The organism is Gammaproteobacteria bacterium, assembly GCA_013003425.1.
Lineage (GTDB): Bacteria > Pseudomonadota > Gammaproteobacteria > Steroidobacterales > JABDKV01 > JABDJB01.
Map to the genome: position 1 here is coordinate 30,887 of JABDJB010000049.1, position 22,831 is coordinate 53,717.

Annotated in this window: 24 protein-coding genes; 16 read left to right on the forward strand and 8 right to left on the reverse strand. The window is 60.6% G+C overall.

The genetic code is table 11. The features are described 5' to 3' along the window. The first annotated feature begins 176 nt into the window (after positions 1–176). From HKN06_07595 to HKN06_07610, 4 genes are read left to right on the forward strand one after another with little or no spacing between them, the layout of a single operon-like run. A complete protein-coding gene (locus HKN06_07595; GenBank protein NNF61176.1) occupies positions 177–1,169 on the forward strand; it encodes a sensor domain-containing diguanylate cyclase in 993 nt (330 codons plus the stop codon). Positions 1,170–1,226: 57 nt separating this feature from the next. After that, positions 1,227–2,069: a formate dehydrogenase accessory sulfurtransferase FdhD gene (gene fdhD, locus HKN06_07600; protein NNF61177.1), complete on the forward strand. Its 843-nt coding sequence runs from the start codon at positions 1,227–1,229 to the stop codon at positions 2,067–2,069. Continuing rightward, complete coding sequence (locus HKN06_07605) at positions 2,066–2,422, forward strand: hypothetical protein (GenBank protein ID NNF61178.1); 357 nt, start codon at positions 2,066–2,068, stop codon at positions 2,420–2,422. The genes fdhD and HKN06_07605 overlap by 4 nt, the downstream gene beginning before the upstream one ends. Beyond that, a complete protein-coding gene (locus tag HKN06_07610; GenBank protein ID NNF61179.1) occupies positions 2,416–4,683 on the forward strand; it encodes an FdhF/YdeP family oxidoreductase in 2,268 nt (755 codons plus the stop codon). The genes HKN06_07605 and HKN06_07610 overlap by 7 nt, the downstream gene beginning before the upstream one ends. Here the strand turns inward: HKN06_07610 and arcA are convergent, their stop codons facing one another. Further along, the gene (gene arcA / locus HKN06_07615) at positions 4,684–5,901 is read right to left on the reverse strand and encodes an arginine deiminase (GenBank protein NNF61180.1); all 1,218 of its coding nucleotides are present in this window, start codon (positions 5,899–5,901) and stop codon (positions 4,684–4,686) included. Positions 5,902–6,066: 165 nt separating this feature from the next. Between arcA and HKN06_07620 the strand changes: the two genes are divergently transcribed. Genes HKN06_07620 through HKN06_07640 form a run of 5 tightly spaced genes read left to right on the forward strand, consistent with a single transcriptional unit; the run spans position 6,067 to position 12,178 of the window. Then, the gene (locus HKN06_07620) at positions 6,067–8,271 is read left to right on the forward strand and encodes a PAS domain-containing protein (GenBank protein ID NNF61181.1); all 2,205 of its coding nucleotides are present in this window, start codon (positions 6,067–6,069) and stop codon (positions 8,269–8,271) included. Beyond that, positions 8,268–9,437 (forward strand): HDOD domain-containing protein, encoded by a 1,170-nt coding sequence (locus HKN06_07625; protein NNF61182.1) that lies wholly within the window; start codon positions 8,268–8,270, stop codon positions 9,435–9,437. Before HKN06_07620 ends, HKN06_07625 begins: the two co-directional genes overlap by 4 nt. Next, positions 9,434–10,558, forward strand: a complete 1,125-nt coding sequence (locus tag HKN06_07630; GenBank protein ID NNF61183.1) for a response regulator — start codon at positions 9,434–9,436, stop codon at positions 10,556–10,558. Before HKN06_07625 ends, HKN06_07630 begins: the two co-directional genes overlap by 4 nt. An 8-nt stretch (positions 10,559–10,566) precedes the next feature. After that, a complete protein-coding gene (locus HKN06_07635; protein ID NNF61184.1) occupies positions 10,567–11,133 on the forward strand; it encodes a CPBP family intramembrane metalloprotease in 567 nt (188 codons plus the stop codon). A gap of 28 nt (positions 11,134–11,161) precedes the next feature. Beyond that, entirely contained in the window at positions 11,162–12,178 is a 1,017-nt protein-coding gene (locus tag HKN06_07640; GenBank protein ID NNF61185.1) for a diguanylate cyclase, read from the forward strand. Between the two features lie 7 nt (positions 12,179–12,185). Here HKN06_07640 and HKN06_07645 read toward each other — a convergent pair whose 3' ends face one another. The 7 genes from HKN06_07645 to flgA form a co-directional block, all read right to left on the reverse strand. Further along, positions 12,186–13,658 (reverse strand): HDOD domain-containing protein, encoded by a 1,473-nt coding sequence (locus HKN06_07645; GenBank protein ID NNF61186.1) that lies wholly within the window; start codon positions 13,656–13,658, stop codon positions 12,186–12,188. Positions 13,659–13,696: 38 nt separating this feature from the next. Further along, positions 13,697–14,320 (reverse strand): PilZ domain-containing protein, encoded by a 624-nt coding sequence (locus HKN06_07650; GenBank protein NNF61187.1) that lies wholly within the window; start codon positions 14,318–14,320, stop codon positions 13,697–13,699. Further along, entirely contained in the window at positions 14,317–15,183 is an 867-nt protein-coding gene (locus tag HKN06_07655) for an OmpA family protein (GenBank protein ID NNF61188.1), read from the reverse strand. The genes HKN06_07650 and HKN06_07655 overlap by 4 nt, the downstream gene beginning before the upstream one ends. After that, entirely contained in the window at positions 15,183–15,956 is a 774-nt protein-coding gene (gene pomA / locus HKN06_07660) for a flagellar motor protein PomA (protein ID NNF61189.1), read from the reverse strand. Before pomA ends, HKN06_07655 begins: the two co-directional genes overlap by 1 nt. Positions 15,957–16,077: 121 nt before the next feature. Beyond that, entirely contained in the window at positions 16,078–16,557 is a 480-nt protein-coding gene (locus tag HKN06_07665) for a flagellar protein FlgN (protein ID NNF61190.1), read from the reverse strand. 1 nt (position 16,558) lies between these two features. Continuing rightward, positions 16,559–16,858: a flagellar biosynthesis anti-sigma factor FlgM gene (flgM, locus tag HKN06_07670; GenBank protein NNF61191.1), complete on the reverse strand. Its 300-nt coding sequence runs from the start codon at positions 16,856–16,858 to the stop codon at positions 16,559–16,561. 73 nt (positions 16,859–16,931) lie between these two features. Next, positions 16,932–17,618 (reverse strand): flagellar basal body P-ring formation protein FlgA, encoded by a 687-nt coding sequence (gene flgA / locus HKN06_07675; GenBank protein NNF61192.1) that lies wholly within the window; start codon positions 17,616–17,618, stop codon positions 16,932–16,934. Between the two features lie 257 nt (positions 17,619–17,875). On the opposite strand from flgA, the gene flgB reads away from it, so the two are divergent. The 7 genes from flgB to flgH are packed head-to-tail and all read left to right on the forward strand — an operon-like array spanning position 17,876 to position 22,829. Further along, complete coding sequence (gene flgB / locus HKN06_07680) at positions 17,876–18,277, forward strand: flagellar basal body rod protein FlgB (GenBank protein ID NNF61193.1); 402 nt, start codon at positions 17,876–17,878, stop codon at positions 18,275–18,277. Next, complete coding sequence (gene flgC, locus HKN06_07685; GenBank protein NNF61194.1) at positions 18,277–18,690, forward strand: flagellar basal body rod protein FlgC; 414 nt, start codon at positions 18,277–18,279, stop codon at positions 18,688–18,690. The genes flgB and flgC overlap by 1 nt, the downstream gene beginning before the upstream one ends. Before the next feature lie 19 nt (positions 18,691–18,709). Continuing rightward, positions 18,710–19,390, forward strand: coding sequence for a flagellar hook assembly protein FlgD (locus HKN06_07690; protein NNF61195.1), 681 nt, complete (start codon positions 18,710–18,712; stop codon positions 19,388–19,390). A gap of 15 nt (positions 19,391–19,405) precedes the next feature. Continuing rightward, positions 19,406–20,584: a flagellar hook protein FlgE gene (locus tag HKN06_07695; protein NNF61196.1), complete on the forward strand. Its 1,179-nt coding sequence runs from the start codon at positions 19,406–19,408 to the stop codon at positions 20,582–20,584. A 9-nt stretch (positions 20,585–20,593) separates the two neighbouring features. Then, the gene (flgF, locus tag HKN06_07700; protein NNF61197.1) at positions 20,594–21,334 is read left to right on the forward strand and encodes a flagellar basal-body rod protein FlgF; all 741 of its coding nucleotides are present in this window, start codon (positions 20,594–20,596) and stop codon (positions 21,332–21,334) included. A 15-nt stretch (positions 21,335–21,349) separates the two neighbouring features. Beyond that, on the forward strand, positions 21,350–22,135 hold the full coding sequence (gene flgG / locus HKN06_07705; protein NNF61198.1) for a flagellar basal-body rod protein FlgG: 786 nt from the start codon (positions 21,350–21,352) through the stop codon (positions 22,133–22,135). A 10-nt stretch (positions 22,136–22,145) separates the two neighbouring features. Further along, a complete protein-coding gene (gene flgH, locus HKN06_07710) occupies positions 22,146–22,829 on the forward strand; it encodes a flagellar basal body L-ring protein FlgH (protein NNF61199.1) in 684 nt (227 codons plus the stop codon). Positions 22,830–22,831 lie beyond the last annotated feature (2 nt).

Sequence of the window (22,831 nt, forward strand, 5' to 3'; positions counted from 1 at the left end):
GGCCACCCGACATAACGCCTGAGTAATCGCGCGTGAAATAGAAAGTCACAATCTTTTAACGTGGTTACGTGAAGGATGTCACGAAATACCTGATCAATAGCAGGCAGTATCGTCGGCAGCGTAAGGACGCCAACCAAATTTCACGACAGGGATTATGTCAGAGAGGCCGACGCTTTATGATTGAACCTGCAATTCCGCACGACGAAGAGGCGCGCGTAAAGGCGCTGGAAGATACCGGCGTGCTCGACACACCGGCCGAAGAACGCTTCGATCGTTATACACGCCTGACCCGGCGCCTGTTTGATGTTCCCATCGCGCTGGTCAGCCTGGTGGACCGCGAGCGGCAGTGGTTCAAGTCAAAGCAGGGGCTGGACGCCTGTGAAACGTCGCGCGATATTTCCTTCTGCGGCCACGCCATCCTCGGCGATGAGGTATTCGTGGTGGGCAATGCGCTTAACGACGAGCGCTTCAGCGATAACCCGCTGGTGGTCAACGATCCGAGCATACGTTTTTATGCCGGCTGTCCCCTGACCTCACCGGACGGCTATCGTCTCGGCACGCTGTGTATCATTGACCGCGAGCCGCGGGAGCTGGCCGATAAAGACCTCGATGCGCTGCAGGATATCGCCACCATGGTGTCGAACGAGCTGGCGGCGCTGCGGCTGGCCACCATCGACGAGCTTACCGGGCTGTCCAACCGGCGTGCATTTAACATGATTGCCGACCAGTCACTGCACATGTGTTCGCGCAGCAACCGCAGCGCGTCTTTGCTGATGCTTGACCTGGATGGCTTCAAGCAGATCAACGACGAGCTGGGCCATGCTGCCGGCGACAAGGCGCTGGTCGAGTTTGCGCACACGCTACGTTCCTCGTTTCGCGATTCTGACGTTGTGGCGCGACTGGGCGGCGATGAATTCTGCGTGCTGCTGACCGATACTGACCTGGAGCATGCCTGGTGCAGCGTTGAGCGCTTTCGTGATGCTCTCGATGTCAAAAACGATCTGCCCGGCCGCAAATACCGGCTGATGTTCAGCGCTGGCGTTATCCAGCGGGATCCGGACCGGCACCAGACGGTTGCCGATCTGCTCAACGACGCTGACATACTCATGTATGAGCGCAAGCGCGCCAAGCCCCTGCCGAAGTCGGTCGACGCAATAATCGCTTCCTAGCGGCCGCCCCACCGGGCCAGCGGACACCCGATCCGGGTGGGATATACTTTGCCCGCAATGTCGATGGCAAAGCCTTTAGCTGTAGAAAAAGTCACCGAAGCCGGGCGCAGTACGCAACCGGATGCCGTGGCAGTCGAAGAGCCACTGGAAATCAGGCTCGGTTACAGCGACGACGCGGGGCGTACGGCGCGCAGTATTTCGATCACCATGCGCACACCGGGCAATGACATTGAGCTTGCCCTGGGCTTCCTGTACGGCGAAGGCATCATCAACGATGCCGCTGCCGTCAATTCTGCTGAACATTGCGGTCCACCGGCGCCGGACAGCGGGCTGCACAACATCGTGCGTGTCGAGCTGGCGGACGGCGAAAACCCGGATATCGCGAGACTGGAACGTCATTTCTACAGCACTTCGAGCTGTGGTGTCTGCGGCAAAAGCTCACTCGCGGCGCTTTCCCTCGACGGCAGCGTCACGTTGGAAAAGGATGCATGCAGGTTCAGCGCAGGCAGTCTGACGCAGCTGCCGGCTAAGCTGCGGGCACAGCAGGCGACGTTTGCGGCAACCGGCGGGCTGCACGCTGCAGCCCTGTTTGACCTGAGCGGCGAGATACAGCTGGTGCGTGAAGATGTTGGTCGCCACAATGCAGTCGACAAGGTAGTTGGCAGCCTGTTGCAGGCGCGTCGTCTGCCAGCCGTCGGCCACGGTTTGCTGGTCAGCGGCCGGGCGAGTTTCGAGCTGATGCAGAAAGCCTTGCGTGCCGGCATCCCGCTGCTGGCAGCGGTGGGCGCGCCATCGAGCCTGGCAGTCTCTCTCGCTGCCGAATACGGTATGACGCTGGTCGGGTTCCTGCGTGACGGCCGTTTCAATATTTATTCAGGCGAACGACGGGTTGGTCAGTGAAGCTGAGGATAAAAGCTAACAGCCTGCGGCTGCGGCTCACACAGGGTGAGGTTGCGCATCTTGCGCAACACGGCAGTGTAGTCGAGCAAATGAACATGGCCGGCGCAGTGCTCGAGTATGCCGTGCACTCTGCCGATGTGCAGAGCATCACGGCAGACCTGGATAGTGACAGCCTGGTTGTAACGCTGCCGGCAGCCATGGTGCAGTCATGGGCGGATAGCGCCGAAGTGTCCCTGCAGGACCAACATGGGCCCCTGAAGATCCTGGTGGAAAAGGATTTTGCCTGCCTGGTGCCGCGTGACGGCGAAGATGATGCCGACGCCTATCCTCACCCCGGCCAGGAAGCCTGTTGAGCAAGAAGAACAGGATTCGTATCAACAAACCTGCCGAGATTGCCGGCGGGGCAACGGCAGTAGTCAATGCGTTGCGTCATGCGGTCGGCAAAGCCGGAGTGGGTCGCGGTCTTGCGGCACTGCGCAAGGTCAACCAGGCTGACGGCTTCGATTGCCCCGGCTGCGGCTGGCCAGAGGCTGAAAAGCGATCGATCGCGGAGTTTTGCGAGAACGGCGCCAAGGCAGTGGCAGACGAGGCCACGAAAAAAACTGTCGACGCGGAGTTTTTCGCCCGCCACAGTATCGATGAGCTGCGCCGGCAAAGCGGTCGCTGGCTCAACGCGCAGGGCCGCCTGGCCGAACCTGTCGTGCTGCGCGAGGGTGATACGCATTACAGCGCCATTTCCTGGGACGACGCATTCGACCTGATCGCTGCGCAGCTGCGTATGCTGGATTCTCCCGATGACGCGGTTTTCTACACCTCGGGACGCACCAGCAACGAGGCGGCTTTCCTTTACCAGCTGCTGGCACGACGCTTCGGCACCAACAACCTGCCGGATTGCTCCAACCTGTGTCACGAGTCCAGCGGCCGCGCCCTGCAGGAGGTGCTCGGCAGCAGCAAGGGTACGGTGACGCAGGCTGATTTCGAGCTCGCCGATACCATTGTTATTGCCGGACAGAATCCGGGCTCTAATCATCCGCGCATGCTGGCAACACTGGAGCGTGCCGGCCGTCGCGGCGCGCATATCATCAGTATCAATCCGCTGGACGAGACCGGGCTGCGGCGCTTTCGTAATCCGCAAAAACTGTCTGGCTACATCGGTGGCGGCACACTGCTGGCGAATCTGCACATGCCGGTGCGCATAAATGGCGACGTGGCGTTGCTGCAGGCGATCGCCAAAGCATTGTTCGAGCTGGAGCAGGCCAGCCCCGGCATACTCGATGGAGAATTCATAACGCAACGTACTGCGGGCTTCGAGGCCTATCGTGAGCATGTGCGCGGTATGGCGTGGGGGACACTGACAAGAGTCAGCGGCGTCGATATCGACATGATACGGGCCGCAGCAGAAATGCTTGCCAAATCCAAACGGGTAATCTTCTGTTGGGCCATGGGCCTGACCCAGCACCACAACGCCGTCTCCAACATCCAGGAAATCGTCAATCTGCTGTTGCTGGGGGGGCATGTCGGCCGGCCAGGCAGTGGTGCCTGCCCGGTGCGCGGGCACAGCAACGTGCAGGGCGATCGCACCATGGGTATCTGGGTCAATCCGGACACTGGCCTTGGGAAATCGCTGCAGCGCCGTTACGGATTTAGCGCGCCGCAGAAGCCGGGCTTTGACACCGTCGACAGCATCCACGCAATGCGTGCGGGCACCATACAGGTGCTAATCGCGATGGGCGGTAATTTTCTTGCCGCGACGCCGGACTGGGAAACTACCCAGCGAGCGCTGGCGCGCTGCCGCCTTACCGTGCAGATATCGACAAAGCTCAATCGCTCACATTTGTATACAGGCAGGACGGCGCTGATCCTGCCGGCGCTGAGCCGCACCGAGACCGATGTGCAGGATGGGCAGCAGCAAAGCGTCACCGTGGAAAATTCCATGGGCGTGGTTCGTCGCTCGACCGGTGTGCTGGAACCTGTCAGTACGCAGCTGCGCAGCGAGGTGCAGATTGTTGCCGAAATCGGTCGGCGCCTGTTTGGCGACCGCGATCCGCTCGACTGGCGCAATATTGCGGGCGACTATGATCGTGTGCGCGATGAAATAGCTGGCGTTATTCCCGGCTGCGAAAATTACAATGAACGCCTCGCAGAAACCGGCGAGTTCACCCTGGCTCACGCGGTGCGCGACAAGCGCGAATTTCACACGGCCACCGGCAAGGCGCACTTCACGGTGCATCCGCTCGACGAAATCGAGCTGGAGGAGGAGCAGTTCATCCTCACATCAATCCGCAGCCATGATCAGTTCAACACGACTGTTTATTCCAACAATGACCGCTACCGCGGCATCGAGGGCAGTCGCAAAATTCTGCTGGCGAATATTTTGGATATAGAAGAGCTGGGCATGGCCGATGGCATGCATGTTGACATCACGAGCCATTTTCGTGGCCATACCCGTACCCTGGGTGATTTCAGGCTCGTGGCCTACGAGATTCCGCGCGGCTGTATGGCCGGTTACTATCCCGAGCTGAATCCGCTGGTCCCGCTCGAGCACGTCGCGCGCGGATCAAACACGCCGGGCTACAAATCCCTGGTGGTGAGCCTGAAACCGGCGGCGCGCTGATCAGTCGCGTTCGAGCGGGCAGCTCATGCAGCGCGGGCCACCACGGCCGCGACCCAGTTCCTCACCGGGTATGGTGACCACGTCGATGCCGGCCTGCTGCATTTTTTCGATTGTGTGTACATTGCGCTCGTAGCCGATCACCCGGCCTGGCCGCACGGTAAGCACGTTGTTGGCGTCGTTCCACTGCTCGCGCTCGGCAGCATACTTGTCGCCGCCGGTTTCGACGAGACGCAGTGATTCCAGCCCCATGGTTTTGGCCAGCGCGTCGAAGAAGCGCCGCTGCGGCCGCACCTGCAGGCTGTTACGTTTACCCGGCGTGACCTCCCAGCATGAAAGATCAGCATGAATGGTCGGTGGGTAGATGCTGAAACAGTCATGGTCGAGCTGTGTCATCACCGTATCGAGATGCATGCAGCTGCGGCTCTTTGGCAGGTCCACCACGATGACTTTCTTTACCGCCTGCCTGTCGAACAGGCGCTTTGTAAGCATTTCGATCGCCTGCGGCGTGGTGCGTTCACTGATGCCCATCAGTAATGCATCATTGCCAATGACCAGTATGTCGCCCCCTTCCAGCGAGGCGCCGTCCTGCGGGAAATCGTCGCCGCGATACCACACATCGAATTTTGCATCGCGAAAAGCCGGGTGAAACTTGTAAACCGCCCGCAGGTGAACGCTTTCACGGCGGCGCGCGGTTTTTGCCATCGGGTTTACCGATACGCCGGAATACAGCCAGCATGAGGTGTCACGCGTGAACAGGTGATTTGGCAGTGGCGGTAAAAGAAAGTCGGTGTCCTGCATCAGCAGTTCCGTAGTAATGCTCTGCACCGAAACTTCGATATCGTCCTGGGTTACACCACCGATCAGGGCACTGGACAGCGCGGCACTGTCGAGGTCGGCGAGCTGCTCCCGCATGGCGCCGGTCAGCATCGGCCCGAGCTGGTGCTCCGATACCTGGCGTTCGACCACCCACTTTCGCGCCTCGGGCTGATCCAGCGTCTGCGTCAGCAGGTCATGCAGCAGCAATACCTCGACATCGTGCGCGCGCAGTGTGCTGGCGAACTGATCGTGTTCCTGGGCTGCGCGCTCGACTCGCAGCACATCGTCGAACAGCAGGTCCTCGAAGTTGCGCGGGGTCAGTCGCTTGAGGCTCAGCTCCGGCCGGTGCAGCAGCACCCGCCGTAACCGCGTTACCTCGGATCCGACGTAAAACCTCGACATGTAAAGCACCGTGGCTGGGAAAGAGGGCGCAGGGTACGCCGCTGCCTGAGGTGGATCAATGCTGCAGGGCGCAAAATTAAAGATCTGCCGGTTGCGGACGATATGTTCAATGGGAAGCCGTGTCGATGGACTACGCGGTGTGGGTTCGTACGCGCAGGGAACGCAGTGATTAAAGCAAAGCTGACAAATGGCAGCCCGGATGCCGAGGAGTTGCGCTCGTGGCTGATGCCGCTGGCGCTGGCGCTGGGAGTCATGGGCCTGGCGGTGTCGTGGTCCGTTTTCAACATGGTTGTGAACGGGCATGAGGCCCGGCTGGCGAACGATTTTCGCCTCGATGTAAACCGGCAGCTGGCCAAGCTCGACCAGGGTCTGCGTCGCACCTCGGAACAACTGCGCTCGGTAAGCGCTTTCTTTCTGAGCTCCGATAGTGTCGGGGCAAGTGAATTTCGCAATTTTACGGCGACCTATCTGCGCCAGGAGGCGGGGCTTTCCATGCTGGCGTGGGCGCCGATGGAGATGATCGATGATCCGGGCCTGGAAGAGGCCGTAGACGAGGAATCGTTGATCGCCGGCATCAGCCTTCCACTTGAACATATTGAGCCGGGACCCCGGGATGAGCTGGCTTTTGGCAAAGATCTGCTGAATGTGCCCGGCATGAAAGCGGCAGTGGAAAACTCGTTCCAGTCCGGCAACGTACAGTCGGTCATCACTGGCGAACGCATCATCCTGATAACCCCGACACTGGATTTTATCGACTGGTCCGGGGTTGCGATTGCAGTATTGCCGACCGACTCGCTGGCTGCCTGGATCAATCTCGGCGAGTGGGACGCAAAGGTTTCAATCGTCGAGGAGCGCAGCAGCAGGATCATCCTGGAAAACGGCGCGCCGCCCGAGGGGGCCAGCGCTTTTGTATCTTCGCTGTCGCTGGCTGGTGAGATCTGGCGGGTAACCGCCTGGCCGGGTGAGGTAGTGCGCGTCCCGGCAGGTGCCTGGGGCACACTGGCCGCCGGTGTAGTGATTACCGGCCTGGTGCTGCTATTGCTGGTCACCCTGGCAAACAGCGCCGAGCACGCAGCGCGTGAAGTTCGTGTCAGGACACGGGAGCTGCAACAGGCTGAGCAGGAGGCGCGCAACCAGGCGGTGCGCCTGGCCGACGAGGTCTCGCACACCGGGCAGGTATTGTCGGCAATACCCTCGATCCTGATCGGTCTCGACCTGGACAGCCGCATCAACCAGTGGAACAGCGCGGCGCGCGAGATCAGCGGTATATCCGCCGCAGATGCGGTTGGCAGGCCGATTGGTGACTGCGGCTGGAGCGGCGACGTGGAAATACTGTCAGACGGCGTGGCGCGATGCCTGTCAGACCGCGAAGTTGTGCGTCTCGACGAACTGTGCTTCGAACGGCCGGATTCCGAGCAGGCAACCCTGGGCGTTGCCATTGTTCCGGTGCATAACAGCGAGAAGGTGCAAATTGGCTGCCTGTTGATCGGTGCAGATGTCACCGAGAAGAACATGATGGAAATCCAGCTGCGCGAGGCCCAGCGTCTCGAAGCCGTTGGTCGTCTCGCGGCCGGCATTGCTCACGAAGTCAACACGCCGTCGCAGTTTGTCTCCGATAACACGACGTTTCTGCAGGAGGCCTTTACCGACCTGATCGAACTCGAAGCGGTGTACAACGAGATTTGTTCTGCACCGGGTTTGCTGAGTGATGAGCAAAAGCAGCGCATCGAGGCGGCCCGCGAGGCGGCCGATCGAGACTTCCTGCTGGAAGAGGTGCCGCAGGCACTGGCGCAGTCACTCGACGGGATACGCCGCATCGCAGATATCGTGCGTGCGATGAAGGAGTTTTCACACCCCGGTGGTGGCGGACACAAGGAACAGGCCGACCTGAACCGGTTGATCAACAATGCCATCACGGTAGCCGCGAACGAGTGGAAATACCACGCCGAAGTGGAAACCGAATTCGACGAAAACCTGCCGCCGGTGCCGTGCTTCCCGCGCGAACTGAACCAGGTTGTGTTGAACCTGCTGATCAATGGCGCCCACGCAATTGCTGACCGTCTCGGTGACAGCGGCGAGCGCGGCAAGATCAGGATTACGACGGCACTACGCGACAATGCAGTCGAGATGCGGGTCAGCGATTCCGGCACCGGCATCCCGGAGCATATTCGGAACAACGTATTCGAGCCGTTTTTCACCACCAAGGAAGTCGGGCGTGGCAGCGGCCAGGGACTGGCGCTGGCGTATTCGGCAGTGGTGGAGCAGCACGGCGGTGAGTTGTCATTTGAGACTGAAACAGATGTAGGTACGACGTTTATCGTCAGCCTGCCGCTGAAGTCGCAGAAAACAGAGGAAGAGGTAACCGCATGAAACGGATTTTATTTGTAGATGATGAGCCGATGGTGCTGACCGGCCTGCGACGAATGCTGCGCGGACTGCGGCAGGAATGGGACATGCAGTTCCTGCCATCCGGCGAGGCGGCGCTGGCCGCAATGGGCGAAGCGCCTTGCGACGTCATAGTCAGCGACATGCGAATGCCGGGTATGGATGGGGTGCAGCTGCTCACCGCAGTAAAAGAAAACTATCCCAATACGGTGCGTATTGCACTGTCCGGGCATGCCGACATGGAGATGGTTCTGGAGTGTATCGGCGCGACCCACCAGTACCTTGCCAAGCCGTGCGACGCGGAGACGGTCAAAACCACTATTGACCGCGCCTGTTCACTGCGTGACCTGATAAATGACAGGAGCCTGCAGGAACTGGTTACCGAGATGGGATCGCTGCCGAGCCTGCCAACGCTCTATACCGAGGTCATGGCAGCGGTACGCGACGGCAAGGCGCTGACGGATATAGGCGAAATTATCGCGCAGGACGTGTCGATGACGGCCAAGGTGCTGAAGGTCGTCAACTCTGCCTTCTTCGGCTTGAATCGGCACGTGGAAAGCCCTGCTCAGGCTGCCGCCATACTCGGGCTGGATGCCGTGCGCGGCCTGGTGCTTACGGCAAAGGTCTTTTCCGATTTCGACAGCGCAGCGCTGGACCTCGAGCGATTGTGGGAGCACAGTGCGGAGACCGGTGCGCTGGCGCGGCGTTTCGCCGCCGATAACCAGCAGCCACGCAAGCTGGTCGATTATGCGCAAATGGCCGGCATGCTGCATGACATCGGCAAACTGGTGCTGGCTTCTCAATATCCGGAGCGATACAAAAAGGTCATCGCAGCGCAGCAGTCAACCGGCAAGCCCGACTGGGTCTGTGAGCAGGAGGAGTTCGGCCACAACCACATGGTGGTTGGCGCCTACCTGCTGGGACTGTGGGGTTTGCCCAACCCGATCGTCGAGGCGGCGGCTTTTCACCACGAGCCACAGCGTGGGGCTGGAGACCAGTTTTCACCACTGACAGCTGTGCATGTAGCCAACGCTATGGTGCACGTGCCCAATGACCCGGAGCAGGCGCAGTTCGACATGGAATACCTGGGACGGCTGAACCTCGAGCCCTGTGAGGCCTGGTTCGAGTCGGCATGCGAGGTGACAGCTTGAGCACACCAAAAGTATTGTTTGTTGATGATGAAAAGCCGGTGCTCGATGCCTGTCGTCGCGCGCTGCGCAAGAAAATCAGTATCGATACAGCGCTTGGCCCGGCAAAAGCGCTCGAACACATCGATGATTGCGCTGACTACGCAGTCATCGTCAGCGACATGCGTATGCCTGAGATGACGGGCGTGGAGCTGCTGGCCGAGGTCAAGCGGCGCAGCCCGAACACGGTACGCATGATGCTCACCGGTAATTCGGACCAGCAGACTGCCATCGATGCAGTAAACGAGGGCGATATATTCCGCTTCCTCAACAAGCCGTGCCCGCCGGACAAGCTGTGGAATTCGGTCGAGGCTGCGATGGAACAGCACCGGCTGCTCGTCGCCGAACGCGACCTGCTGGAGAACACCCTCCAGGGAACGATCCAGGTGCTGGCAGACGTGCTTGCGCTGGTCAATCCCGGCGCCTTCGGCCGTACGACGCGCATCCGGACGCATGTGGCCGCGATAGCAACAAAGCTGGGGCTGGCAGAGCTGTGGCGCTACGAGACCATGGCCACGCTGTCGCAGATTGGCTGCGTGACCGTTCCCGATGCTGTGCTGGAGAAGGTATCGCTCGGGCATCAGCTGGCGGAATACGAACAGGCACTGTTCGACCAGCACCCGGTAGTCGCCGGCGATCTTATTGCGCGTATTCCGCGCCTCGGTGAAGTAGCCGACGCCATTCGCCTGCAGGATGCCGGCTTCGATAACAGCCCGGATGCACCGATCGGTTCGCGTATACTGAAAGTGGTGCTGGATTTTGAACGGATTGAATCGCGTGGCGTGGCAAGTTCCGAGGCTTTCGACGAACTGAAGCTGCGCAGCAACCGTTACGACCCCCAGGTGCTTGAAGCCCTGGAAGCGGTGCTGGGAACCGAATCCGAAATGGAAGCGCGCGAAGTCGAAGTAGGGAAGCTGCTGGACGACATGATGCTGGCTGTCGATGTCAACTCGCTGCAGGGCGCTCTGGTGTTGTGCAAGGGTCAGCAGACGACCGAATCTGTCCGCGCACGCCTGGTCAACTTTGCCCGCAACGGCGTAATCGCAGGTAAGGTCATGGTCTGGGTGCCGGCTGGCACCGGGTGATAAATATCATGCCACCTGCAAAGGTGCTCGCGTTTGCCTGCCTGTTCGAAGGCGCTTTGCTGGTCGTAGCGTACGGGCTGGGCTGGATTGTGGGCGTCGACCCGCTGGCGGCGCTGTCGGGCGGGTTTTTTGCGTTCGCCATTGGGCTGGCCGCCGTTTTGCCAATGCTGTTGCTGTTGTGGTGGGGGCTGCGAAATCCGGGCACAGCCATGGGTCGCGCAACCGGCGAGGCACGCCAGTTCGTACGCCAGTTTTTCAACGGCATCGGGCCTGCCGGGTTCCTGCTGGTATCGCTGCTTGCCGGCCTGTGTGAAGAAGCACTGTTTCGCGGCCTGCTGCAGGTATTCATTGCCGGGCACAGCTCTGTGCTGGTCGGGCTGGTAGCCGCTTCCGTACTCTTTGGCCTGGCCCATGCTGTTTCTCTCGCCTATGCCGTGACGGCAACCATAATCGGGGTATACCTCGGCGCGCTGTTCCTGCTGACCGGCAGTCTCGCTGCCCCGGTCATTTGCCACGCTGTATACGACTTCATCGCACTGCTGTGGCTCAGCCGGCTTCCGGCGACATCGCGCTGAACTCGCGCGTCCGGGCCGAGCCTGTACAATGCCCGCCGTGACAGAGACTGCCGTATCAACAGAGCTGCTGGTAGAGCGCTGGATGAGTCGTGATCCCGAGTGCGTCGGGCCGGACACCGCGCTGGAGGAAGTCGCGTCGCTGATGGGGATCCGGCGACATTCCTGCATCGTGGTTACTGAGGGCCACAAGGCGATCGGCCTGATCAGCGAGCGTGACCTGGTGCGTGAGCTGGCGCGAGCGCTCGGTGGCAAATCTGCCGAAGCAACCGCTGGCGCAGCCATGTCTCAACCGGTGATCTGTATAGCCGGACACGAGACGGTAGATGCCGCTGTCAAGCTGATGACGGATCATCGCATTCGGCGCCTCGTCGTCACCGACGAAGAAGATGAGATCGTTGGCGTGCTGACCCAGTCCGACCTGATGCGCGCCAATATCAGCCGTGCAGATATGCACCGCCGCACGCTCGAAGCGCAAGTTGCAACACGGACAGCCGAACTGGAAACTGCGGTAGAACAGCTCGAGGCCCTTGCACGGGTCGATCCGCTGATGAATATCGGCAATCGTCGTTCAATGGACGAGGCGCTGGCCATGGCCCACCAGCGGTCGTTGCGTTATCGCCGCACTTACTCGGTCATTCTGCTGGATGTAGACAAGTTCAAGTCATACAACGATTCGTATGGTCATCCGCGCGGCGACCGCGTGTTGCGCGACATTGCCGGCGAGGTACTTGCCTGCGCGCGGGTGCTGGACAGGCCGTTTCGTTACGGCGGCGAGGAAATACTCGTCCTGCTGCCGGAAACCGACGGCCAGGGCACAGTGGCCGTGGCGGAGCGGGTGCGTCGGGCGGTTGTCGCACTGGATATAGAGCATCGAGGGTCGACGCACGGCGTGGTCACAATCAGTGCCGGGGTCGCGACCTCGGTGCCGCGCAAGGATGGCAGCGTGCCAGCGGCACTGGACTTGCTGGCGGCAGCCGACCGCTCGCTTTACGAAGCAAAGGGTGCCGGCCGAAACCGGTTGGGGCCCGTGTACCAGCCCGACTAGGCGGGCGTTACGGCGCCAGCGCGGGAGTCCTGACCTCGTCGCAGGTTGCAAGGTCGCCCAGTTGTGCGCCCGCCAGCGCCTTGTGAGCGGCATCGACCAGGTCAGCGGCGCAGTCAAATGAATGTGTGGTATCCATTGCGGCAACGCCAAGTGCGAGGCTGGTCGAAACGTCATGATCACCGGCAAACTGCCGCACCACTTCTTTGTAGTCACGCAGTATCCGGCGGCCGGCTACCTGTGCTGCATCGTGATTGCAGTCATTGATCCATAGCAGAATCTCGTTTTCGGTGTACTGCCCGATGACCCGCGAACCGCCATTGTTCAACATTACGCGCGCGGTTTCCCGAATCAGCCGTTCGGCGGCATCGACCCCATGTCTGGCGCGCACCTGGTCGAGGTTGTCGACGCCAGCCATGACCACACCCACCTCGGCGCCAGCTTGACGGGCAGCGTCGAATTCCTTGTTCAGTACTTCGTTCAGTTCCGCACGATGCTGCATGCGCAGCAGCGTTATTGAGGCAGGCGGTCGGGTCTGTGCAGCGTCGTTGTGTTCATTGAGTATGTGGTCCACGCCACGTTCCATGAGCAGCTCGCGCGCTTCTTCCAGCGCGGCAAAACCTGCGACCGGGGCAAGCAGGTCCTTCTCAAACATGGCTTCGGTTTCAGGTATCCGGTCGCGCAGTTCATCCAGCACCACGCCGAGCTGGTGATCATCAAGGTCCAGGCTGGTTACGGCGACGCTGACCAGTTCACGGAACGACAGCGCCCAGTCGCTGGCCAGCCAGACGTCAGCAAGCGGCCCGGACAGGGCGACACAGCGGGCAAACTCGTCGGGCGGCACAGCGCACGGCTCATGGCTGGCGGCAACGGCCTGGTACAGCGGTTGCGGCAGTTTCCAGCGCTGCAGCAGCCACTCACCCACGTCGGCATGGGTGCATTGCAGCTGTGATCTTTCGTAGTCAGCGAGGGCATCATGATTGCGTTGCAGGTCACCGGCTTCGGCATACAAACCCGGATCCGCCTTGTCCAGCGCCAGCATGCCGATATCCTGCAACAATGCAGCGAGGAATAGCGCTTCGCGATCAGTACGATTCAGCGCGCGTCCCAGTGCGCCGGCGGCGGTTGCTGCCAGCAACGAGCGGCGCCAGTAATATTCGTGGCTCAGGCCCTGAGTCTTGTCCCGCTTGAGCGCGATGACCAGCGAAAAGCTCAACGCGACAATCAGCGTTGCATCGAGCCCCAGCGTGAGCAGCGCGCGGCGCAATGTATTGACGCCGCCGGGCACGGCATAAGCTGCAGAATTGGCCATGCGCATGACCTTGGCGGAAATTACCGGGTCTGCGGTAATTACGTCCGCAACGGCACGCAGGCTTATATCCGGGTCACGCGCTGCCTCGATAATTTTCATGGCTACGCGCGGCGGGCTTGGCAGCCCACTGAGTTTCTCCAGTTTCCGCGCCAGTTTATTGTCTATGCTCACAACTCCGCCTCCATGCGTCGTGTTCAGCTCGGGGTTATTCAGGTAGCCGTGGTTTCCGGTTCCTCCGAAGCCTCGGCAGCCATGCGCCGGGCGCGCAGCAGCGCCAGCTCGCGACTCATGGTGTATTTGACCAGCAGCTCGCGGTGCTGATCGGAAATCAGCGTGAAATCCACCGCAATGCGATAACTGAAGCCATCGCGCGGGTTCTTCATCGGCTGGCAGCGCACGACTTTCGCGTAAGCAGCCACATAATAATAATCCGGGGCAAGCACCAGGCGCAGGTACAAATTCGCGCCCGCCTCGAGCGGTTCCTCGTTGACAAACGCAATACCCGTAGCACTGACATTTGTCTTGCGCATTGGCTGCTCGAAAATATTTTCTTCCTCGCCCTGCAGCAGGGGCATCAGGTTGATCAGCGCGTTCAGCTTGTTGTTCAGCAGCTCCATCGACTGGGCGATCTCGGGCGAACGCTGGCGTACCCGGCTGATGCGGCCTTTCAGTTCCGCCTCCATACCGAATAATGTCGCGGACATGCCGCCAGGCAGAAAGCCGCCGTCCTTGATCTCGGCCGCGTTGCGCTTGACTTCACTTTCGTCTACTACTTTATAGACCAGCGCTACCGGATTATCGATCCTGAAGCTGGTCCGCCTCTCTGCACTCATGATTCAGCTCCTGCTGGTTGTTCCTCCTCCCCTGTGGCCTGCACCTGTTGTTCGCTGTCGGCCCCGCCGCGTACAACAGTTATCTCGACCCGGCGATTGGCTGCGCGATTCGCCTCGGTGTCATTGGACGCACGCGGTATGGTGTCGGCATGACCGGCGATGACCATACGCGACGGATCGACGGAGCCTCCGCGCATCAGCTCGTGTGCGACCGATACGGCACGCGCAGCCGACAATTCCCAGTTGGAGCGGAATCGCACCGTGCTTATTGGTACATCATCTGTGTGACCGGCAACCATTACGGCGCCGTTCAGACCCGCCAGCAGCACGCGGACCTTGCCAAGCACCGGGACAAAGCCGCCCTTGACCTCATCCGAGCCCGAATCGAATGATGCCTGCTCGTTGATACTGATAATGATGCGTTGACCTTCCAGGTCGACGTTTAGCTGGTCGGAACTTATTTCTTCCTCGAGCGCCTTGCGTATACGTTCCACGTCTTCCTGCAGTTCTTCCTGGGTCGGGCCTTCGCCCTCGCCGCTGTCGAGGATATCGAGCGTGTTGCGGTTCGAGTTGATAGTGAACTGCCGTACAGACCTCATTGGCGTTGGCTGCGGCCGTCCCGGAGTGAACTCCTTGGTGATGATGCTGGTGCCTTTCGGCATCATTTTTGCCTCGATATCGGCCTGCACACCGAAGGCATCTTTCATCGAGCCCGACAGCAGTTTGAAGCGCTGTGCGTCCATTTCAGAGAACGCCAGCATCAATACAAAAAAGCACATCAACAGGGACATCAGGTCGGCAAATGTCATTACCCATGCCGGCGCACCTGCTGATTCTTCTTCCTGTGGAAACTCGTCGTCCATTACGCGGTCACCGCAGCCTCGCCTTCAATCTTGCGTTTCGAGCGTGGCAGGTAGTTTTGCAGCATGCCCTCGATCACACGCGGGTTCTGACCCTCGAGTATTGCCATCAGTGCATCGATGACCAGCGACTTGGCGCGGCGTTCTTCTTCGCTGCGCAACCCCAGCTTGTCGGCGATTGGTATTGCAATAACGTTGGCCAGGATCGCACCGTACAGCGTAGTCAGCAGCGCGACCGCCATGGCCGGACCGATCTGCTTGGGGTCGTCCATCACCGACAGCATCTGCACCAGGCCGATAAGCGTACCGATCATGCCCATGGCCGGCCCGACATCGCCGATAGCTTTGAAAATATTGCGTCCGGTGGTGTGGCGCTCCAGCGTCTGTGTCATGTCCTTGGCCATCACCGCGCGCACCATGTCCGGTTCGTGACCGTCGACAATCAGGTTGATGCCGGCCTTCATGAAGTCATCCGGCACTTCGGCGTTTTCCAGCGACAACAGTCCGCCCTGGCGCGAGGTCTGGGCCAGCTCGACGGCCTTGTCGATAAGTGCCACCGGGTCCGACGCCTTGTGCATGAATGCCTTGATGGCGATGACGCCGGCGCTGAGAAACTGCTTGAGGCTGAATTTCATCATCACCACGAGGATCGTTCCGACCAGAACGATCAGCAGTGACGGTATATTGACAAATACCAGCGCTGCGCCGCCGAGTGCGATGGTTACGATGATTATGCCGACCGCACCTACCAGGCCGATCAGCGTTGCAAGATCCACGTGTTGTTCCTCTTCCTGTCCGGGTCACTCGCAGCAGGGTCCGTCGGCACTGGACATAACCTGGCGCAAACGGTTTTCCGTCAGCCGAAATATCGGCGGGTAGGGGGGATCCTGAAGCTGCTCAGATCTCGGCGTGGACGTGAGTTCCGGCGTTTTCGTCGACTTCGCCGGTGTCGCCGTAGACGGCGTTGTTTGCTGCTTCGCCGTGCAGCAGGCCCAGCGCCTCGGTAACGCGGCGTTTTTGCAGCCGCACGATGACGCCGTTGCTGGTGTTTGCTTCGCGACAGGCTTCCAGTTGCCCGAGCAGCTGGTTCCAGCTATCGGTCAGCGCGCCGGCAGGATCGGCCTGTAGTAACAGGTGTTCCATACCGCTGCGGTCTGTAGTGACGCCGGCTGTTGCACACAGCTGACGACGTTCCCCGTCGAGTGCACTGAGGCCTTCGATGCAGTCATGCTTGCGGGCAGTCGCAGCATCCAGTGCTGCGGGATCGACTGCACGCAGCGCTTCGCGCTCACCTGCAAGAGCATCGCCGAGTTGTTTGGCAAGCGCCAGCTCGTGCCCGATGATGTCGCGCAGGGATTTATGCCACTGCTGGTTCATATCAGCTGCGGTTGAGGCCCATTTCCATGCGCAGCACTTCTGCCGCGACTTTTTCGGCGTTGACCGAGTAGGTGCCGTCCGCGATAGCCTGCTTGATCTGGTCGACACGGCCGCGATCGACGGTCGGCAGATCCTCCAGGATCTTCTCCAGCCGCACCATCAGGCGTGCCGACTCGGTCAGGCTGACCTGGTCGACGGGCGACGCCGGTGCCGGTTCGCTGGTCTTGCGGACATCGCCGGACCGCTGACCGCTCTCGATGCGCGGTGAGCCACCGGGTATCCCATTGATTTTCGGATTCACGATACTCCCTCTCCGGATAATCCTGATCAACTATGAGTATCGGCAGCCGGGGCATATTCTTTAATGATTATTGTCAGTTGACGAGAATTTCGACGCGCTCGGCGGACCGCACCACGCCTTCCAGCACCCGCCCGGAGGAGGCGTTTTCGACCCTGATCCGTTGTCGCAGTGCACCATCGGCCAGGGCCTTGCCGGCCATCTGGATCTGCACGCCGCCGCCGGTGTCGGCAAACAGCGTGATGCTCTGGCCACGGCGCACCGCGCGGGCAGATTGCAGCATGCCGGGGATCAACACGGCGCCCGGGGCGACCGGGCGGCGCAGCACCTGCCCGGTGGCAACATTCGCCTCGGTCAGGTACCCGTATGGCAGCCGGTCCAGGTCGAATTCGGCCAGCTCGAGGTCCGCTGCAGTCAGGCTGTGGCCACGCGGCAGTGCCCGTCGGGCCACGACTACCTGGCCTGTCATGCGGCTGCGCACCGGCACGAAGACGCGCCAGGCCACCTGCCCGAGGCAGCGCACGCCAACGGTCATGTTGGCGCCGGCGCGAGTGCCCTGCGGTAAAAACGGCTCCAGCCGCCCGGAACAATCACGCAGTCGCAGGCGCGCATCAAGCATGCCGGCAGAATACTCACGCGCGGCGTCAGCATTCAGCCGGCTCGCGTAGCGCTCTGCCGCGGCCTGTATCTCTTCCAGAGACTGCCACTGCGCCGCGGTGCTGAATCCGGGCAGCAATAGCAAAAGGAAAAACAGTCGTCGCATCGGTGTCCTTCTTTAAGGCACGGCCAACAGCCGTTGCAAAACACGATGCAACTGTCGTGCCAAGCCGAACACCGGGGTTTTTGCCGGTTTCCTGTCCGCAAACGCACCTCCGATTGCCGCCCGGGCGGAAAGGCCTTGCCGCTTTATGCCGCCGGTTCTGATAAACACGCTTGAAAACTGCCGTTTCGAAGCTGGCACGCTACTTGCACCGTGTCCGGCAGGGCCGTTGTGCCCGGTGACTATCTGGAGACTCAAGGATGGCTTTCAGTTTCGATACGGCATTAGGGATTCACCCGCAGGCAGTCATGGTGCGCAGCAGGCGCATGCAGGTAATTGCTTCGAACCTGGCCAATGCCGATACCCCGGGCTACCAGGCGCGCGACCTGGATTTTCGCGAGATGCTGCGTAGCGAGAGCAGCGGCGCTCGCATCATGCGTACTCATGCGCGTCACCTGGACAGTGCCGCAGCCGGCAACAGTGCCGGCGGCGAACTGAAATACCGTAACCCGCTGCAGCCGTCAGTCGATGGCAACACGGTTGAGCCGCAGTTCGAGCAGGCCGCGTTTGCCGACAACGCGATTCGTTACCAGGCCAGTCTGCGGTTTCTCGAAGGACGCATCCGCAGCCTGTCCGATGCAATAACCGGAGGATTACGCTGATGTCCATGTTCAGTATTTTTGAAATTGCCGGATCCGGCATAGCCGCACAATCGGTGCGACTCAACGTTACTGCCAGCAACCTGGCCAACGCCGACATGGTGGCCGGCAGCCCCGACGAGGTTTACCGCGCACGCCAGCCGGTATTTTCCACCTGGATGGACTCGCTCAGCCCCGACCCTTCGGCCGCAGGTGTACGCGTAAACGGCATTACCACCAGCGATGTCGCGCCACAGAAGACCTATCAGCCGGGTCATCCGAGTGCAGACCAGGACGGCTTTGTCTATGGCAGCAATGTCGACACCGTCGAAGAGATGGTCAACATGATGTCGGCGTCGCGTTCGTACCAGAACAACATCGAGATACTCAACACGACCAAGGAGCTGTTGCTGCGGACCATCAACATGGGCCGTTAGGCAGCACAGGAAATTTCACATGCCAATCAGTAACGACATTGATCTGAACGCGCTGGGCCTGACGCTTGGCGCAACGGGCAGCAAGCAACCGGCAAACAGCGTTGCGGAATCGGAAGACACCTTCCTCACGCTGATGATGACGCAGCTGCAGTACCAGGACCCGTTCCAGCCGCTGGAAAGTGGCGAGTTCCTGTCACAGCTGGCGCAGTTCGAAACCGCGGCCGGCGTCCAGGGCATACAGAACGGTCTGAACGCGCTGGCCGAGTCGATGTTTTCCAGCCAGGTGCTGGAATCGGCAGCACTGGTTGGCAAGACAGTGTTTGCCGAGCAGTCACAGGCCAGCCTCGAATCTGACGGCACGATTGAAGGGGCCGTTGATGTACCGCCCGGCGCTGGCGCCGTGGTGGTCGAAATCAAGGATGAGGCCGGCCAGATCGTGCGCCGCCTCGATCTCGGTTTGCCGCCGGCCGGACGTCAGCCGTTCGTGTGGGACGGTCTGAATGAAAACGGCGCGGCCGCTGCGGCGGGTAACTACGCCATCAGCGCGCGTATTGAATCCGGTGGCGAATCCTATACGGGCCGGGTGCTCGTTTCCGACCGGGTCCGCAGCGTCACGCTGGGTGGCGGCGGTCAGCCGCCCATTCTCAACCTGGCCGGTGGTGGCCAGATCAGTTTCTCCCAGGTTCTGGAAATCCGATAAGGCAGGAGTACAGATATGCCATTTCGTATCGCACTTAGCGGGCTCAATGCCGCTTCCGCAGATCTGAGTGTCACGGCGCACAACATAGCCAACGCGTCGACACTCGGTTTCAAGCAATTTCGTTCAGAGTTTTCCGATGTTCTGAGCGACGGCGTACAGCTGGCCGCTGAATCGCAGCTGTTCAGCCAGGGCGCCGTCGATTTCACCGGCAGTCCGCTCGACCTGTCGATTACCGGTGACGGTTTCTTCACGCTGAGCGACGGTGGTGGCCTTGTCTACTCGCGCGCCGGCGCCTTTGGTGTCGATTCCGACGGTTTCGTCGTCAACAGTGCGCAACAGCGGTTGCAGGTGTACCCGGATGCCGGGTCCGGCATTTTCGATGTCGGCGCACTGGAAGACCTGCGTCTTGTGACGTCGTCGAGCAAGCCGGTCGCGACTACCGAAACGGAGGTTGGCGTGAACCTGCCGACCGAGAGCGCCGTGCCGGGCGGTCCGTTCGATCCTGACGATCCGAGTACTTTCAATCACACGACATCGGTAACGATTTACGATTCGCTCGGTGCCGAGCACACCGCCACGCTGTATTTCAGCCGCAGTGCGGTGCCAAACTTCTGGGACACGCGCCTGTACGTCGACGACGTCGCGGTGGGTGGTGCAAATACCCTGGAGTTTTCCTCGACCGGCACGCTGATAAACCCGGCCGGCGGCATTGTCACTGCACCGCCATACGATCCTGGTAACGGCGCCGACCCGCTGACGATGGATTTCGATTACAGCCTGAGTACGCAGTATGGCGGTGAGTTTGTCGTCAACACGCTGACCCAGGATGGACTCAATGTCGGCCGGCTGACCGGTATAGATATTGATGGTTCCGGACGGGTGCTGGCGCGATTCACCAATGGGCGTTCGACCTCGCTGGGGCAGGTCGCATTGACCAATTTCTCCAACCCGCAGGGGCTGAAGTCGCTGGGCGACAACACCTGGAGCGAAACTTTTTCATCCGGTTCACCGCTGCGTGGTGAGGCGGGCAAAGGATCGCTCGGGCTGGTCCAGTCAGGTTCGCTTGAGCAGTCAAACGTCGACCTGACCGCACAGCTGGTGCAGATGATCACGGCGCAGCGCAACTTCCAGGCCAACGCGCAGATGATCTCTACCGCCGACACGATAACCCAGACCATCATCAACCTGCGGTAATAAAACACGATGGATAAAATGATCTATGTTGCAATGACCGGCGCGCGCCACATGATGCTGGCGCAGACGGTCAACGCGCATAACCTGGCCAACGCCAGCACCACCGGGTTTCGCGCCGACCTGATCGAGGTCGAGAGTTTCCCCGTGGAAGGTCCGGGCCACCGTAGTCGTATCAACGCGATAAAGACCACCGGTGGGGTGAATTTCGAAACCGGCCCGATGGAGCAGACCGGGCGCAAGCTTGATGTTGCTGTCCAGGGCCCCGGTTTTATCGCCGTGCAGGGTCCCGAAGGCGAAGAGGTTTACACCCGCGCCGGCGACCTGCGCCTGGGCAGCGGCGGCATCCTTACCAACGCCGCCGGCCAGGTCGTGCTGGGCGAGGGCGGACCGGTTGCTATCCCGCCACACCAGGAGCTGGAAATCGGCGCCGACGGCAGCATCTCGATAGTGCCGCTTGGGCAGACCGCCAATACGCTGGCGACGGTCGATCGTATCCGCCTGGTCAATCCGGAACGCGAGCTCCTGGTAAAGGGTAGTGACGGTCTGATCCGTACTCGTGACGAGTCAGTGCCGGAGGCTGATGCCAACGTAAAACTTGCTGCCGGCGTGCTCGAGGGCAGCAACGTCAACTCCATCGAAAGCCTCGTCTCGATGCTGGAATATTCCCGTGCCTACGAAATGCACGTGAAATTGATGGAAACCGCCGACAACAACGCCGCGGCTGCTGCGCGCTTGATGCAGCTGAGCTGATTTAGGAGTCAAGGAATGAACACAGCTTTATGGGCAGCAAAAACCGGTCTCGATGCACAGCAGACCAAGATTGCCGTCATCTCAAACAATCTGGCCAACGCCAGCACCACCGGCTTCAAGGCCGGTCGCGCGATGTTCGAAGACCTGGTTTACCAGAACGTGCGCCAGGTTGGCGGCCAGACGTCGCAGCAGACGCAGTTACCCTCCGGGCTGATGCTGGGTACCGGCGTACGTGTGGTCGCCACTGCAAAAACTTTTGTGCAGGGCGCCGTGTCGCAGACCGAAAATGCGCTGGACGTTGCAGTTACCGGTCGCGGCTTTTTCCAGGTGTTGCTGCCGGACGGGACGATCTCGTACACCCGCGACGGCGCCTTCCAGGTCAACGCCGACGGCGAACTGGTGACGTCCAGCGGCTACCAGGTACAGCCGGGTATCAGCATTCCCAGTGATGCCCAGTCGGTGACCATCGGCGATGATGGTGTGGTGTCGGCAGCCCTGGCTGGACAGCCTGATCCGATCCAGGTCGGCACAATCCAGCTTGCTGACTTCATCAACCCGGCCGGTCTGCAGTCACGCGGCCAGAACATGTTCCTGGAAACAGCCGCAAGTGGCGCGGCCCAGACCGGCACCCCGGGGCTGAACGGGCTTGGCTCGCTGCAGCAAAACGCGCTGGAAAGCTCCAATGTCAACGTTGTTGCCGAGCTGGTGAGCATGATCGAAACGCAGCGTGCCTACGAGTTGAACTCACGCGCCGTCGCGACCAGCGACGAAATGCTGCAGTACCTGACAAACAACGTCTAGGGGCATGGCGATGAATAACAAGCGACTCGCCTTTCTCGTAATGGCCACAATGCTGGCAAGCGGCTGTTCGCTGCTGCCCGAGCGCGGCACAAACAAGCAGGTATGGCATCCCGCCGAGCCTGTCGCAATGCCGGATGAGATCAGGACGCCGGGCGCGATCTTCAGCCTCAATACCCAGCGCGAGCTGTTTTCCGACGTGAAGGCACGGCGTATCGGCGACATCATCACTATACGGCTGGTGGAAAAAACGGCGGCGCGCAAGAGCTCCAGCACGTCCACCAGCAAGGATACGTCGATCAATAACCAGAACCCGAAACTGTTCGGCGTTGACCTGCGCAGTGGCGGCAACCCGATCCTGGCGCAGACCATCGACGGTAGCCAAAGCTTCGACGGTGATGGCGCCAGCAGCCAGAGCAATGAGCTGCAAGGCAGCATTACCGTCACCGTGGCGCAGCGGCTGCCGAACGGCAATCTCTACGTGCGCGGCGAAAAATGGCTGACGCTTAACCAGGGCGAGGAATTTGTCCGCATCTCCGGGATCGTGCGGCCATTCGATGTCGGTCCGGATAACGCCGTGCCATCGAGCAAGGTTGCCGACGCCCGCATCGTATACAGCGGCAAAGGGCCGCTGGCCGACGCCAATCGCCAGGGCTGGCTGGCACGTTTCTTCAGCCGTCCGCTGATGCCGTTCTGACG